This window comes from Neisseria sp. SLRRB23 (assembly GCF_050896295.1).
In the GTDB taxonomy this organism is placed as follows: domain Bacteria; phylum Pseudomonadota; class Gammaproteobacteria; order Burkholderiales; family Neisseriaceae; genus Neisseria.
On sequence record NZ_JBPBFH010000002.1, the window covers coordinates 92,567 to 106,569 of the forward strand.

Sequence of the window (14,003 nt, forward strand, 5' to 3'; positions counted from 1 at the left end):
ATAAATCAAAAACAGGATTTCCGTTCAAAATAAAAAATCCGGATTCGATATGAATCCGGATTTCTGCATCCGACAAAGTCGGAAAACAACGGTTAGAATTTGCCGCCTGACTGGTTGACCATATAGTCAACTGCAGCTTTCACCTCATCATCGCTCAAATCGCCGCGACCGCCTTTTGCGGGCATCGTATTGAAACCTTCGATTGCGTGTTTGTGCAATGTGTCCTTACCTTTTTTGATGCGGTCGGCCCAGTCGGCTTTCGTGCCGACGTGGGGAATACCCGGAATCGCATTGCCATGGCAGGCGGCACAAACGGTTTCATAAACCTGTTTGCCGTCTACTTTGGCAGCAGGTGCGGCTTTTTCCTCGGCTTTAGGTTCTGCTGCGGCAGGTTTAGCTTCAGAAGCGGCTTGTGCTGCTTCTGCAGGAGCAGATGCTGCGGGTTCTGCCGCCGGTGCGGGAGTCGGTGCAGGCTCGGCTTTTTTCACCGGAGCTTTACCGTCTTTATTGGAAAGACCCCATACATAAGCAGTCATAATATGCAGTTTGTCTTTATCCAAGAAATGTCCCCACGCTGGCATTTGGCTGCTGCGGCCGTTGGTAATGGTTTCGATAATGGATTTTTGCGTACCGCCCCACAACCACACGTCATCAGTCAGGTTCGGACCCAAACCTTGGATACCTTGTCCCTTATCGCCGTGGCAAGTGAAACAGTTGGCAGGCGGACCGCTGAATAAGGCTTGTCCGCGTGCGGCACGTTCCTCATCATACTGGCCTTTGGGTTTTGAAAGGGACATCACATAATGCGCAACGTCTTTTACGCCTTCCTCACCCAAAGCAGGACCCCAAGCAGGCATGGTAGCAACACGGCCTTTTTCAATGGTCTCGTGGATTTTATCGGGATCGCCGCCCCACAACCAATCGCTGTCGGTCAGATTCGGAAAACCTTTAGAACCTTTGGCATCAGAGCCGTGGCACTGGATACAGTAGGTATTGAACAGGTTTTGGGCGATTTGCTTGGCCTGTGGGTCTTTTGCCACTTTTTCAATCGGCATATCCGCAAACTTGGCATACAGTTTGCCGTATTGCTCATCGGCTTTTTTGACCTCTTTTTCATATTGGTTGTGGCTGGTCCATTTCAGCAGGCCTTTGTAGTCGCCGACACCCGGATACATAACCAGATAACCGATACCGAACAGCCATGTCAAAACATACAGCCAAAACCACCAGCGCGGCAGCGGGTTGTCGTATTCGGCAATACCGTCCCACTCATGGCCTGTAGTTTGTACTTCTTCGCCCTTTTTCGGACGTTTGACAACATTTTGAGACAGCAGAAGCCAAGCCAAAGCGATAAAGCTCAGTAAGACAATAACTGCAATATATATATTCCAGAAGTTACTGGTAAATTGGGATGTTGTGTTCATTGTTTTGCTCCGTTATCACAATATTAACGGTTTTCGCTTTTCTTATCTTGCGCATCTTGGTTTTCATCAAAAATGCTGTTTGCGGCATCATCGTAATTTTTCTTATTCCGCCTGTTGAAGACGATATAGAGTACCAACAGGAAACAGATAAAGATCCATACCGTGAAAAGAGCGCGAATACCGTTAATATCCATGATGTTACCTTACGTTTTTCAAAGCCAGACCCAATCCTTGCAGATAGGCGACTACAGCATCCAGCTCGGATTTGTTTGCCAAAGCCTCAGGTGCTTTCGCAATTTCCTCATCACTGTAAGGAGTACCTACTTTACGCAAAGCCTTCATGTTGGCAACAGTTGCATCGACATCGACTTTATTGCGTGCAAGCCATGGGAATGCCGGCATATTGGACTCAGGCACGACATCACGGGGATTCAGCAGGTGGATACGGTGCCATTCGTCGGAATAGCGGCCGCCCACACGTGCCAAATCAGGACCGGTACGTTTGGAACCCCATTGGAACGGATGGTCGTAAACCGACTCTCCGGCAACAGAGTAATGACCGTAACGCTCGGTTTCCGCACGGAACGGACGAATCATTTGAGAGTGGCAGTTGTAACAGCCCTCACGGATGTAAATATCGCGTCCGGCAACCTGCAGGGCATTGTAAGGCTTCACGCCCGGTACCGGCTGTGTTGCCGCCTTAGTAAAGGCTAAGGGCACAACTTCAATCAACAGACCGACACTGACTACAAGCAGGATAAACACAATCAGGATGCCGATTTTTTCTTCGGCCAATTGTTGTAATTTCATTTTGGTAGCCTATCTTCCTTAGTATTTTAGTGGTGCTGTGTTTGGGGAACCGCAGGGATTTCAGCATCGACTGCTTTACCACCGATGGCTGTGCGGTACACGTTGTACGCCATAATGCACATACCACTCAGATACAGCAAACCACCTGCAAAACGGATCATGTAATAAGGCATAGTGCGTTTTACGGATTCGACAAACGAGTAGGTCAGCGTACCGTCATCATTCAAAGAACCCCACATCAAACCCTGCATCACACCGGCAATCCACATCGCGGCGATATACAGTACCACGCCGATGGTCGCAATCCAAAAATGCGCTTCTACCAGCTTGGTGCTGTGCATCTGTTCTTTGCCGAAGAGGCGGGGAATCATGTAATAGACAGAACCGATGGTTACGAAGCCTACCCAGCCCAACGCACCCGCATGAACGTGCGCAACGGTCCAGTCTGTATAGTGGCTCAATGCGTTGACCGTTTTAATCGACATCATCGGACCTTCAAAGGTAGACATACCGTAGAAGGACAGGGAAACAATCAGGAATTTCAGAATTGGGTCAGTACGCAGTTTGTCCCACGCGCCGGACAAGGTCATAATGCCGTTAATCATACCGCCCCAAGAGGGTGCGAACAGAATCAAAGACAGAACCATACCCAAAGATTGTGTCCAGTCAGGCAGCGCAGTGTAGTGAAGATGGTGCGGACCCGCCCACATATAGGTAAAAATCAACGCCCAAAAGTGAACGACAGACAAGCGGTAGGAATAAACAGGGCGACCTGCTTGTTTGGGTACGAAATAGTACATCATACCCAAGAAGCCGGCAGTCAGGAAGAAGCCCACGGCGTTATGCCCGTACCACCATTGAACCATAGCATCAATCGCACCGGAATAGACGGGATACGACTTCATCAAACCTGCCGGAATGCTGATGTTATTGACGATGTGCAAAAGTGCGACCGCCAAAATAAAGCCGCCATAGAACCAGTTGGCAACATAGATATGTTTGATTTTACGTTTGGCAATCGTACCGAAGAATACGATGGCGTATGCAACCCAAACCAAAGTAATCAGAATGTCGATCGGCCATTCGAGCTCGGCATATTCTTTACCTTGAGTCCAACCCATAGGGAAGCTGACAGCGGCGGCAACGATTACCGCCTGCCAGCCCCAAAAGGTAAATGCCGGCAGCCAGCCACCAAACAGGCGGGTATTACAAGTACGTTGGACAACGTAGTATGATGTGCCGATCAGGCCGCAGCCTCCGAATGCGAAAATAACCGCATTGGTGTGCAGCGGACGCAGACGACCGAAGTGAAACCAAGGACCGATGTCCGATAAATCAAGGGCGGGAGCAAACAGTTGGGCAGCTACGATAACGCCGACCAACATACCCACGATACCCCAAACTACAGTCATGATGGCGAACTGGCGCACCACTTTGTAGTTGTAAGTTTGTGTGTCCATGAGAGTCTCCATGAATTATGGGAATAAAAATTTTTTATCCTGCCCACCTTTGCGACCTCTTAAGGTCCAACTTGGGCAAGCATAATTTTTTCTAAATTTAACATATCTGCCTTATTACGCCAAGCGGAATTACATTCCCACCGCCGGAGTACCTATTTCTTAATTTGTTTTTTTATTATATATAAATCATATTGTTATAATAAATTATAACCCGTTTGACATTGCTTTGTTTTTCAAGCCCCCTTTTTTATAACACTTTATTGATGTAGATTAAGCTGCATTTTAAAGACATTTTATCAATAATATTTAACGATATATTTAATAGCCATGATTAATTATAAAATTACCCCCTCCCCTCTAGACCATGAATGGCACATCCTGCTGACATTCACACAAGATAATGATTTTCCTATAGAAATAAGCCTGCCNAACTGGGTACCGGGCAGCTATCTGATTCGGGATTTTTCCCGCCACATTACATCTATCGATGCATCCTGCAACGGTGTACCCGTCCGACTCGACCAAATTGCAAAAAACTGTTGGCGTGCCGCCTCCATACGCGGCGAGTGGCAAATCTGCTACACCGTATATGCATTCGATTTGTCGGTTCGAGGTTCTTTCCTGTCGACGGAACGAGGTTTTTTTGACGGATCATGCCTGTTTTTGAAAGTCGAAGGAACGGAAACGCTGCCGCACCGCTTGGAATTGACGGGCATTCCACCCGAATGGCGTATTGCCACAACCCTACCCGAAACAGACCGATATATTTTTCAGACGGCATCCTATGCTGAATTGATTGACCGCCCTGTGGAAATGGGCTTGATTGAATTTTTAGATTTTGAAGCGGCAAGAATTCCGCATACGCTCGCCCTAAGCGGCATCTATCCAGACTTCGACCACAACAGGCTGATTTCAGACCTCAAAAAAATCTGCGAAACTGAATTGGCAATGTTTTCCTCCCCTGCCCCGTTTCAAAAATATTTGTTCCTGCTCCACGTCGGCGACCATATTTACGGCGGTTTGGAACACGCCGACAGCACTGCCCTGCTCGCCGACCGCCACAGCCTTCCGCTGTTCGATATGACCGATGCCGACGATGCCTACACCACATTGCTCGGACTTTTCTCCCACGAATATTTTCACGCGTGGAACGTCAAATCCATCAAACCTGCCGCGTTCGCCCCTTATGACCTCGACAAAGAGAACTATACCGAACAACTATGGGCATTCGAAGGCATTACATCCTATTACGACGATTTGTTTTTGGCACGCAGCCACACTATCTCGCCCGAATCTTATTTAAACCTGCTGGCACAAGGCATTACGCGCGTACAACAAACCCGCGGCCGTTTGAGGCAGACCTTGGCGGAATCGAGTTTTACCGCGTGGAACAAATTTTACAAACCGGATGAAAACAGCCCCAACGCCATCGTCAGCTACTACCAAAAAGGCGCACTTGCCGCATTGTGCCTTGATTTGCTGATACGGAACAAAAGCGGCGGCAGACATTCTCTCGATACGGTAATGGACAAACTCTATCGGGAGTGGAGGGACACACACTCGGGTATTCCGGAAAAACACTGGCAAATCCGCTGTCAGGAAATAACCGGCTTGGATTTGGAAGATTTTTTCCAAAAAGCGTTATACAGCACCGAAGATTTGCCGCTTGCCGAATGCCTGGCAACCGCAGGCGTGGGACTGACCTTCCTACCACTTCCCCGACAACACGGCGGCGGATACGCGGAACACATCTGCCCCGTCCCGCCGACAGGCGATTTCGGCGCACGTTTCAAACAAAACGCCGACCACATCGTCCTGACCCATGTCTTCAACGGCGGCAGCGCGGAATCTGCGGCACTGTGCCCGCAAGACAAAATCATTGCTTTAGACGGTTATGCCTGCACCGACTTTGCCGCACAATGGGCCCGATACCACGTCAATGCAAGAATCAATATCCACTTCTTCCGTGCAGGCATATTGCGTCAAACCGTCTTGACGGTTCAGGCAGCGGCGGCGGATACTGCCATCCTACATATCACAGACCGGAACCTGTTGGAAAACTGGTTGTTCGGTTAAACTTTCAGACGGCATTGCACACAAAATGCCGTCTGAAAACCAACCGCAAAACAAAGGAAATAAAATGGCGATTCTAAAACTTGACGAACATCTCTACATCTCCCCACAACTGACGAAAGCCGATGCGGAACAAATCTCGCTACTGGGTATCAAAACCGTCATCTGCAACCGCCCCGACCGCGAAGAAGAATCGCAGCCCGACTTCGCCCAAATCAAACAGTGGCTGGAACAAGCAGGCGTTACCGGATTCCATCACCAACCCGTTACCGCCCGCGACATCCAAAAACACGATGTCGAAACCTTCCAACAACTCATCGGACAAGCCGAATATCCCGTCCTTGCCTATTGCCGAACCGGTACGCGCTGCTCCCTCCTGTGGGGCTTCCGCCGGGCGGCAGAAGGTATGCCGGTTGACGAAATCATCCGCCGCGCAGAAGCGGCAGGCGTAAATTTGGAAAACTTCCGCAGCCGTTTGGAAGACGCAGCGGTCAAACCATAAAACCGACCGATACAAAAATGCCGTCTGAAAGGCGTTCAGACGGCATTCGTTCAAACGTCAAACTTTATTGAGCCTTGGTTTCCGTTACAAAACCAATTTTGGTAATCCCTGCCTGACGGGCGGCCTCCAACGCTTTGTTTACATAATCGTATTCCACCGCCTTGTCTGCCGCAATTGCCACAATCACGTTTTCATTCTGCTCCTTGGCGGCTTTCAGACGGCTTTCCACTTCCCCGATTTCCACTTTGCTTGCAGAATCTCCGCCGACATAATAACCACCGTTTGCATCAATCGTCAGGCGCAAGGGATCTTTAGGCTGTTTATCCTGCTTGTTTGCCTGCTCGGACGCGGTCGGCAATTCCAAAGGAATGGAATGCGTCAGCACCGGCATGGTAATCATAAATACAATCAGCAAAACCAGCATCACGTCCACCAACGGCGTAACGTTGATGTCGGACATCGGCGAGTCATCGCCGGAATTCATCGAACCGAATGCCATTTCATTAATCCTTTTGGTTCAACAGGCGGACATGCAAATCATGCGCCATCGCATCCAAATCCTGAGTCAGCGTCTTCGCACCGCGATTGAGGAAGTTGTACGCCAACACAGCAGGAATCGCCACAAACAGACCCGCCGCAGTAGAAACCAATGCCTCGCCGATCGGACCGGCAACCGCCGCAATACTCATCTGTCCGCTTTGTCCGATATTGATCAGGGCATGGTAAATCCCCCAAACCGTACCAAACAGGCCGATAAACGGTGCGGTCGCACCGATGGAGGCAAGCGCGGTCATACCATAATCAAAGCGACGCATAATCTGGGCCATACTGTTGCGGATTTGAATGACCAAATACTCGTTCAACGGCAGCACCTGAGCCAATTTGGAAGCTTCATTTTGACGGTAGTTGCGGTACGACTGCAATGCCTCTTGCACCAGTTTGGACAGGGGAGCGTCAACGGCACGCACTTTTTCAAGCGCATCGTTCAAAGACAAAGTATTGCTCATATGCTGCTTAACAACCGTATTGCCTTTGCGAGCCTGATACAGCTTAATGCTGCGTAAGACAATCAGACACCATGTTACGATACTCATCAACAGCATCAACACAAACACACCGATCAGGACGACATCGCCTGATTCAAACACTAATTTCAAATCCATAATGATTCCAAAACTGATAAAAACAAATCAAAAATCCAAGCTGCCGCAAACTGCCGCGACAACAGCCTAATTCAATTCAAATTTAACGGGGACTTTAAACTCCGTCCAGGCATTGGCTTGAAAATGCCCGTTTTGCGCCGCCTTGCGTGCTGCATTGTCCAAACGGGAAAAACCGCTGCTTTTCACCACTTTGACGGACTCGACATGACCGCCCGGAGACACCATCACACTCAGGACAACCGTACCCTGTTCATCGTTTTCCATAGAAAGCGTAGGATAAGGCGGTCGCGGAATACTGCCGTTGGCACGCAGGGGATTGCCTTTACTGCTGCCGGCACCTGTTCCGCCGCCGCTGCCGCCGGTTCCTTCCCCATGCTCGCCTTTGGCTCCGCCGCTGCCTTTACCGCTGCCTTCTCCACGCCCCGTTCCGTCACCTTTGGTACCGGTTCCCTTACCTTCTCCCCCGCCGTGCTCGCTGCCGGCTTTGGCGGAAGTATTGCCGGGATATTCGGCAGGTTTTTCAGACGGCTTCTCTACCGTTTTCTCAACCGGTTTGGGAGTCGGCTTCGCTTCCGGCTTAGGCTCTGGTTTCGGTTTTTCTTCGGGTTTCGGCTTTTCCTTGGGCTGCTGAATATCTGCATCCGCCTTTTTTGTAACCGCCGGCTTCAAAACCGGCTTGGGCGGTTCGACAGGTTTGGGCGGATCGGGCGCGGGTTGCGGTTCGGGCGCGGCAGGCGCGCCTGCGCCTTCGGGTGCGCCGCCCCCTCCGCCAAAATCGCCCAAATCGACAAATTCGATAACATTTCCTGACTCTATCACGGGCAGCTTGTGCGCCTGCCAGAGCAATGCCACTATTGCCAAATGCAGCAGTGCGACGGAAAACACGACTGCGGGGGTTAAAATTCGTTCTTTATCCATAATTCGGGCATAATAATAGCAACAATTCCTATTTGCAACCTATTTTTATTATTTACCTTTATCTGAATACTGTTTTCATATTATTAAAATCCATATTAAAACAATATGTTATGACAAATTATCAGATACCGTCAGACAAACGGAGCGGATCTGCCTGTTTTCCCATTCCAACAAAATCGGGTTAAATGATATATTGCCCCCTTCATCCGGCAGCCGGTTACGGCTGCGTACCACCTGTTTTAAAGGAAAATCATGTTTCGGAATTTTGACTTGGGCGTATTCTTGCTTGCTGTCCTGCCCGTACTGCTTGCCATTACCGTCAGGGAGGTGGTACGCGGCTATACGGCGCGCTACTGGGGAGACAACACTGCCGAACAATACGGCAGGCTGACACTGAACCCCCTCCCCCATATCGATTTGGTCGGCACGGTAATCTTTCCGCTGATTACGTTGATGTTCACACCGTTTCTATTTGGTTGGGCACGTCCTATCCCTATCGATTCGCGCAACTTCCGCAACCCTCGCCTTGCCTGGCGTTATGTTGCCGCATCCGGTCCGCTGTCGAATCTGGCAATGGCGTTTTTGTGGGGGCTGATTTGGGTATTGGCCCCATTCATCGGCGACGCATACCAAATGCCGCTGGCAAAAATGGCAAATTACGGCATCCTGATTAACGCCATTCTGTTCGCGCTCAACATCATCCCCATCCTGCCTTGGGACGGCGGCATTTTCATCGACACCTTTCTGCCGACGAAATATTCGCAAGCGTTCCGCAAAATCGAACCCTATGGGACGTGGATTATCCTGCTACTGATGCTGACCGGGTGGTTGGGTGCATTTATCGCCCCTGTCGTACAGCTGGTTATGATACTGGTTCAGTCCCTCATCGGATGGTTTATTTGAATTTACGGTTTTCGGACGATACCGCCGTATTTGCCAACCACAAAAAAACGCAGCAAGGCTTCCCTGCCTGCTGCGTTTTTCTGTTTTACAATGCCCTGTCAAAATAAAGCGGCACGCCTGATTTTTCACTCATACCGATTAAATAATCCATCGTCTTCCGAGGGAACGCGATGCCGCGCACCACGGTCAGATTCCTCAAAACGGGGAAAACCAAAATATCCTCCATGCCGATTCCGCCGTTGATGCCGTCTGAAGTACCGTCCATCAAATTCTCCAACTCTTGCAAATCTGCGTTTATCCGTTCGAGGTATTGGGCGGTTTTATTCAAATTGGCAGAAAAGCTGCCGATGCTTTTCTCTTTTTTATCTGTAAAATATTTAACCGCTTCGGCAGTAGCGAACTCGGACAGACCGATTTTAACAGTACGCGGCTGAACCAGTTTATTGTTGTAACTGCCGACTTTGTCCAGCCATGCCTGTATCTCGGGGCGGACTTCGTCTTTCAGACGGCCTTCTCGGTCGAAATGGCGCACAATGTCCAAACTCTCGCCCATAAACGAACCGTTCTCTCTTTCCAGGATGGGCACTTGTTTCGCACCGATCATACCGATCGGCGTTGCCTCGTCGTCGTTTGCCAGCACGGCTTCTTCAACGTCCGCGCCAAACAGCCCGGCAGCCATCCGCGCACGCACGCAAAACGGGCAATGGTCGTAAATATACAGTTTCATCAAAATATTCCTCGTCAACCTGTCGGTACCGGCTACCTTAACACCCCGCTCCGCCCGAAACAAGTTTATAGTGGATTAAATTTAAATCAGGACAAGGCGACGAAGCCGCAGACAGTACAGATAGTACGGCAAGGCGAGGCAACGCCGTACTGGTTTAAATTTAATCCACTATATCTTCCCGCCTATGCACCGTAAATAAATAAGCTGTTACAATTAACTCGTTTTTATCGGAACGGAAGATCCCATCATGACCGCCATCAGCCCGATTCAAGACACGCAAAGCGCGACCCTGCAAGAATTGCGCGAATGGTTCGACAGCTACTGCGCCGCGCTGCCGGACAACGATAAAAAACTTGTCTTAGCCGCCCGTTCGCTGGCGGAAGCACATTACCCCGCCGATGCCGCCACGCCGTATGGCGAGCCGTTACCCGACCACTTCCTCGGTGCGGCGCAAATGGTCCATGAACTCGACCTGCTGCCCGATGCCGTCGCCGCCACCCTGCTTGCCGACATCGGACGCTACGTTCCCGATTGGAATCTCTTGGTTTCCGAACGCTGCAACAGCACCGTCGCCGAGCTGGTCAAAGGTGTGGACGAAGTGCAGAAACTTACCCACTTCGCCCGCGTGGACAGCCTCGCCACGCCGGAAGAACGCGCCCAGCAGGCCGAAACTATGCGGAAAATGCTGCTGGCGATGGTTACCGACATCCGCGTCGTGTTAATCAAACTGGCGATGCGTACGCGCACCCTGCAATTTTTAAGCAACGTCCCCGACAACTCCGAAAAACGCGCCGTCGCCAAAGAAACCCTCGACATCTTCGCCCCGCTCGCCAACCGCTTGGGCGTGTGGCAGCTCAAATGGCAGCTCGAAGACCTCGGCTTCCGCCATCAAGAACCCGAAAAATACCGCGAAATCGCCCTGCTTTTGGACGAAAAACGCACCGAACGCCTCGAATACATTGAAAACTTCCTCAATATCCTGCGTACGGAACTGAAAAAATACAATATCCACTTTGAAGTCGCCGGCCGCCCGAAACACATCTACTCCATTTACAAAAAAATGGTGAAGAAAAAGCTCACTTTCGACGGTCTGTTCGACATCCGCGCCGTGCGGATTCTGGTCGATACCGTCCCCGAGTGTTACACCACTCTGGGTATCGTCCACAGTCTCTGGCAGCCCATCCCCGGCGAGTTCGACGACTATATCGCCAACCCCAAAGGCAACGGCTATAAAAGTTTGCACACCGTCATTGTCGGCCCGGAAGACAAAGGCGTGGAAGTGCAAATTCGCACCTTCGATATGCACCAATTCAACGAATTCGGTGTCGCCGCGCACTGGCGTTACAAAGAGGGCGGCAAAGGCGATTCCGCCTACGAACAAAAAATCGCCTGGTTGCGCCAACTCTTGGATTGGCGCGAAAACATGGCGGAAAGCGGCAAGGAAGACCTCGCCGCCGCCTTCAAAACCGAGCTGTTCAACGACACGATTTATGTCCTGACCCCGCACGGCAAAGTCCTCTCCCTGCCCACGGGTGCCACCCCCATCGACTTCGCCTACGCCCTGCACAGCAGCATCGGCGACCGTTGCCGCGGTGCGAAAGTCGAAGGGCAAATCGTGCCGCTGTCCACCCCGCTTGAAAACGGACAGCGCGTCGAAATCATTACCGCCAAAGAAGGGCATCCTTCCGTCAACTGGCTCTACGAAGGCTGGGTCAAATCCAACCGTGCCATCAGCAAAATCCGCGCCTATATCCGTCAGCAAAACGCCGACACCGTACGCGAAGAAGGCCGCGTCCAGCTCGACAAACAGCTTACCAAACTCACGCCCAAGCCCAACCTGCAAGAGCTTGCCGAAAACCTCGGCTACAAAAAACTCGACGACCTCTATACCGCCATCGGACAAGGCGAAATTTCCAACCGCGCCATCCAAAAAGCCTGCGGCAAGTTGAACGAACCGCCACCCGTGCCCGTCAGCGAAACCACCATCGTCAAACAGTCCAAAATCAAAAAAGGCGGCAAAACAGGTGTGCTCATCGATGGCGAAGACGGCTTGATGACCACGCTTGCCAAATGCTGCAAACCCGCGCCGCCCGACGATATTGTCGGCTTCGTTACCCGCGAGCGCGGCATTTCCGTCCACCGCAAAACCTGCCCCTCTTTCCGACACCTTGCCGAACACGCGCCCGAAAAAGTACTGGACGCAAGTTGGGCGGCGTTGCAGGAAGGGCAAGTGTTCGCCGTCGATATCGAAATCCGCGCCCAAGACCGCTCAGGGCTTTTGCGCGACGTATCCGACGCGCTCGCCCGCCACAAACTCAACGTTACCGCCGTGCAAACCCAGTCCCGCGACTTGGAAGCCAGCATGAGGTTCACGCTCGAAGTCAAACAAGTCAACGACCTCCCGCGCGTCCTCACCAGCCTCGGCGACGTCAAAGGCGTATTGAGCGTTACCCGGCTTTAAATACAAAAATGCCGTCTGAAAGACGAATATCGTTTCAGACGGCATTTTGATTACTGGTTTTTTATCCGGCCTGCCAGACAGTACTCGCACGATTTATATCTAAATAATCAATACCCGCTTTATCTAATTTCGTTTCCAATTCTTCTACCGAATGAGTATCTAGAAAAAGCCTCTCTTGACGAGTAATCGGCAATAACCAGAAAAATCGGACATTATCCATATATTCCAACTCTTGCCCATAAGGATAAGGCAGAGAAATCAGAAAATGCCGGAAGGATGATTGCTCGACCCACGGTCTGCCGATATTGACAGTTTTCCCTAATTGAAATTGATCAGGATAATGCATACTTGCAGATGCCAGCATTGCCAAGGTCTCAATATGTTCAGGTGTTTCAAACGGGCTGATGATAAAAAACTCCTGCCCTAAAAATTGACCTATCCCAGAGCTGACATAAACCCAAGGCTCATCTTCATGATTAGGAATCACTTGGAAAACTTGGAAATCGGGAAGTTCTTCAACAATCCTTCCTAAAGTCCAAGTAAATCCTTTAATATCATAATGTTTCCAAAATTTTTGCAAGTGAGATAAAACAGTTTGGTTATAGTCCATGCTTTTTAGCCTGTTCTCTCGAATATCTTGACATCATCGCACCCTCTTTCCTTTGACATGTTAAACATTGAGTTCCTTTTATGCTTTCCTTGGCATGTTTCGCTCGATCAGCATTGCTCATGGAGTGACCACCATGTTCATAGTAATGTTTTACTAATGGGGGTTCATGTTGCGGACTTGGTGCGGTTTTCGTACCAGATAACTGAATTCTACCGCAAGTTGGACAAGGTTTACCTTCTCCTGCCTGTCTTGCTGCCTGAGCCTTTGCCCCATCTGTTTGAGAACCTCCATAATGCGTTTGACGATTATAACGTTCTGTTGGTTTTAGTTTGGTTGGACAATCATTATGAACCCAAACCCCTTCCGTTTCCGCCCGATTGCCCTTGACGAAGTAAGTATGCCAGTCGGCAACGGTCAGGTTGTAGGCTTTGAGCGGCTGCTGTTTGAGGGTAATGTTTTGAACCGTCTGTTTTGCACCGCTTTCGGAAAGCAGGGTGTCGCCTTTTTTCAGACGACCTGCCTGTATCCATTTTCCTTGACTGTAAAACGGGTGGATTTTATTGGAAATCAGGGTTTGGCTGTTACCGATGCCGTCTGAAACTTCAATGTAAACGGTTTCCCGATACGGATTGCCGTATTGGGCGGTAACGGGTTTGTATCCTGTTTCCCCGCTTGCCTCGTCCTTGGTGANGACGCGGTCGCCGGTTCGGATACGGGCAATAGCTTTGTAGCCGTCTGCCGTTTTGACCAAGGTGCTGCCGTGGAAGGAGCAGGTGTAGGATTTTGAGAAGTCCCCACTAACCGCAGCTTTCCCCGGTTTTGCCTCCCTTCCTAGTTTTGCCGCCTTCCCCAGTTTCGCCAACTTCTCAGCTTTGGCAAACGGCAGGATGTTGGCCAGGGCTTCGACGGTTTCGGCGGCATTGGGATTTTCCTGTATCCACCGGTCAACGGC

General features: G+C 50.5%; 13 protein-coding genes and 2 pseudogenes. 5 read left to right on the forward strand and 10 right to left on the reverse strand.

Annotation, left to right across the window (positions count from 1 at the left end; genetic code table 11):
- Window positions 1–92: 92 nt before the first annotated feature.
- The 4 genes from ccoP to ccoN are packed head-to-tail and all read right to left on the reverse strand — an operon-like array spanning window position 93 to window position 3,694.
- Entirely contained in the window at window positions 93–1,424 is a 1,332-nt protein-coding gene (ccoP, locus tag ACRPFF_RS01015; RefSeq protein WP_107819471.1) for a cytochrome-c oxidase, cbb3-type subunit III, read from the reverse strand.
- Window positions 1,425–1,447: 23 nt separating this feature from the next.
- Entirely contained in the window at window positions 1,448–1,618 is a 171-nt protein-coding gene (locus tag ACRPFF_RS01020) for a CcoQ/FixQ family Cbb3-type cytochrome c oxidase assembly chaperone (protein ID WP_003752303.1), read from the reverse strand.
- Between the two features lie 4 nt (window positions 1,619–1,622).
- Window positions 1,623–2,234 (reverse strand): cytochrome-c oxidase, cbb3-type subunit II, encoded by a 612-nt coding sequence (gene ccoO, locus ACRPFF_RS01025; RefSeq protein ID WP_304666315.1) that lies wholly within the window; start codon window positions 2,232–2,234, stop codon window positions 1,623–1,625.
- Between the two features lie 26 nt (window positions 2,235–2,260).
- Window positions 2,261–3,694: a cytochrome-c oxidase, cbb3-type subunit I gene (gene ccoN, locus ACRPFF_RS01030; protein ID WP_025456791.1), complete on the reverse strand. Its 1,434-nt coding sequence runs from the start codon at window positions 3,692–3,694 to the stop codon at window positions 2,261–2,263.
- Between the two features lie 327 nt (window positions 3,695–4,021).
- On the opposite strand from ccoN, the gene ACRPFF_RS01035 reads away from it, so the two are divergent.
- Together ACRPFF_RS01035 and ACRPFF_RS01040 are read left to right on the forward strand one after the other, a co-directional pair.
- Window positions 4,022–5,770 carry a M61 family metallopeptidase gene (locus tag ACRPFF_RS01035; protein WP_432673554.1) on the forward strand — a complete coding sequence of 583 codons (1,749 nt, stop codon included), beginning with the start codon at window positions 4,022–4,024 and terminating at the stop codon, window positions 5,768–5,770.
- 64 nt (window positions 5,771–5,834) lie between these two features.
- Entirely contained in the window at window positions 5,835–6,269 is a 435-nt protein-coding gene (locus ACRPFF_RS01040; RefSeq protein WP_432673564.1) for a TIGR01244 family sulfur transferase, read from the forward strand.
- Between the two features lie 64 nt (window positions 6,270–6,333).
- On the opposite strand, the gene ACRPFF_RS01045 is transcribed toward ACRPFF_RS01040, so the two are convergent.
- The 3 genes from ACRPFF_RS01045 to ACRPFF_RS01055 all read right to left on the reverse strand — a co-directional run bounded on the left by ACRPFF_RS01045 (window position 6,334) and on the right by ACRPFF_RS01055 (window position 8,350).
- Window positions 6,334–6,768 (reverse strand): ExbD/TolR family protein, encoded by a 435-nt coding sequence (locus tag ACRPFF_RS01045; protein ID WP_003706998.1) that lies wholly within the window; start codon window positions 6,766–6,768, stop codon window positions 6,334–6,336.
- 4 nt (window positions 6,769–6,772) lie between these two features.
- On the reverse strand, window positions 6,773–7,432 hold the full coding sequence (locus ACRPFF_RS01050; RefSeq protein WP_107863034.1) for a MotA/TolQ/ExbB proton channel family protein: 660 nt from the start codon (window positions 7,430–7,432) through the stop codon (window positions 6,773–6,775).
- Between the two features lie 66 nt (window positions 7,433–7,498).
- Window positions 7,499–8,350, reverse strand: a complete 852-nt coding sequence (locus tag ACRPFF_RS01055; RefSeq protein WP_432673555.1) for an energy transducer TonB — start codon at window positions 8,348–8,350, stop codon at window positions 7,499–7,501.
- Between the two features lie 252 nt (window positions 8,351–8,602).
- Between ACRPFF_RS01055 and ACRPFF_RS01060 the strand changes: the two genes are divergently transcribed.
- Window positions 8,603–9,253, forward strand: coding sequence for a site-2 protease family protein (locus ACRPFF_RS01060; RefSeq protein ID WP_432673556.1), 651 nt, complete (start codon window positions 8,603–8,605; stop codon window positions 9,251–9,253).
- An 85-nt stretch (window positions 9,254–9,338) separates the two neighbouring features.
- On the opposite strand, the gene ACRPFF_RS01065 is transcribed toward ACRPFF_RS01060, so the two are convergent.
- Window positions 9,339–9,980 (reverse strand): GrxB family glutaredoxin, encoded by a 642-nt coding sequence (locus ACRPFF_RS01065; protein ID WP_432673557.1) that lies wholly within the window; start codon window positions 9,978–9,980, stop codon window positions 9,339–9,341.
- Window positions 9,981–10,037: 57 nt separating this feature from the next.
- On the opposite strand from ACRPFF_RS01065, the pseudogene ACRPFF_RS01070 reads away from it, so the two are divergent.
- Both ACRPFF_RS01070 and ACRPFF_RS01075 read left to right on the forward strand, forming a co-directional pair.
- Window positions 10,038–10,157 (forward strand): annotated as a pseudogene (locus ACRPFF_RS01070) (IS5/IS1182 family transposase); the annotation flags it as partial.
- A gap of 70 nt (window positions 10,158–10,227) precedes the next feature.
- On the forward strand, window positions 10,228–12,441 hold the full coding sequence (locus ACRPFF_RS01075) for a RelA/SpoT family protein (protein ID WP_432673558.1): 2,214 nt from the start codon (window positions 10,228–10,230) through the stop codon (window positions 12,439–12,441).
- A 61-nt stretch (window positions 12,442–12,502) separates the two neighbouring features.
- Here ACRPFF_RS01075 and ACRPFF_RS01080 read toward each other — a convergent pair whose 3' ends face one another.
- Both ACRPFF_RS01080 and mafB read right to left on the reverse strand, forming a co-directional pair.
- Window positions 12,503–13,051: a suppressor of fused domain protein gene (locus tag ACRPFF_RS01080; protein WP_432673559.1), complete on the reverse strand. Its 549-nt coding sequence runs from the start codon at window positions 13,049–13,051 to the stop codon at window positions 12,503–12,505.
- A pseudogene (gene mafB, locus ACRPFF_RS01085) lies at window positions 13,041–14,003 on the reverse strand (polymorphic toxin MafB class 1); the annotation flags it as partial. The gene ACRPFF_RS01080 and the pseudogene mafB, both read right to left, overlap by 11 nt.